The following is a 1293-nucleotide window of genomic DNA, read 5'->3' as shown; positions in this document are numbered from 1 at the left end:
AGGCACTGTCCCTGAACCAGATCATGGTCCGAGGTTCAGATTCCCAATCCGACCAGAGTGGTATTTCAACAACGACTCCACACCCACTAGCGTGAACGCTTCACAGTCTCCCACCTATCCTACACAAGCCGAACCGAAAACCAATACCAAACTATAGTAAAGGTCCCGGGGTCTTTCCGTCCTGCCGCGCGTAACGAGCATCTTTACTCGTAATGCAATTTCGCCGGGCCTGTGGTCGAGACAGCCGGAAAGTCGTTACGCCATTCGTGCAGGTCGGAACTTACCCGACAAGGAATTTCGCTACCTTAGGATGGTTATAGTTACCACCGCCGTTTACTGGCGCTTAAATTCTCAGCTTCACCCCCGAAGGAGTTAACCGGTCCTCTTAACGTTCCAGCACCGGGCAGGCGTCAGTCCATATACATCGTCTTGCGACTTCGCATGGACCTGTGTTTTTAGTAAACAGTCGCTTTCCGCTGGTCTCTGCGGCCAACCACCGCTCCACCCGCAAGGGATATCACAGTGCTTGGCCCCCCTTCTCCCGAAGTTACGGGGGCATTTTGCCGAGTTCCTTAACCACAGTTCACCCGATCGCCTTGGTATTCTCTACCTGACCACCTGTGTTGGTTTGGGGTACGGGCCGTGCATGCACTCACTAGAGGCTTTTCTCGACAGCATAGGATCACCCACTTCGCCTCAAACGGCTACGCATCACGTCTCAACCATATGAGCGGCGGATTTGCCTACCGCTCGGCCTACACGCTTACACCAGGACAACCATCGCCTGGCGGAGCTACCTTCCTGCGTCACCCCATCGCTTGACTACTACGGAATCAGGTCCCACGCTCCACACACAGCCTCCGTCCGAAGACGTCAACCGCGGCTTCGGGTGGTTAGTGTCAACCGCCTCGCCATGGGCGCACATGCTCGGGTACGGGAATATCAACCCGTTGTCCATCGACTACGCCTGTCGGCCTCGCCTTAGGTCCCGACTTACCCTGGGCGGATTAGCCTGGCCCAGGAACCCTTGGTCATCCGGCGGCAGAGTTTCTCACTCTGCATTCGCTACTCATGCCTGCATTCTCACTCCCGCACCCTCCACCGCTAGCTTCCGCCACGGCTTCCCTGGATGCAGGACGCTCCCCTACCCATCCACACCACTGCACCAACCCCGAAGGATCGGCGGATGTATTGTGTGAATGACACAGCTTCGGCGGTGTGCTTAAGCCCCGCTACATTGTCGGCGCAGGACCACTTGACCAGTGAGCTATTACGCACTCTTTCAAGGGTGGC

At 56.7% G+C, this 1293-nt stretch carries 1 rRNA gene; it reads right to left on the bottom strand.

Annotated features, from left to right (window positions below):
- Positions 1-1293 (bottom strand): 23S ribosomal RNA (locus ACWGIC_RS44905); the annotation flags it as partial.

This window comes from Amycolatopsis sp. NPDC054798 (genome assembly GCF_053611505.1).
Note: the sequence above shows the minus strand (reverse complement) of the source record. Positions and strands in the feature narration are given on the sequence as shown.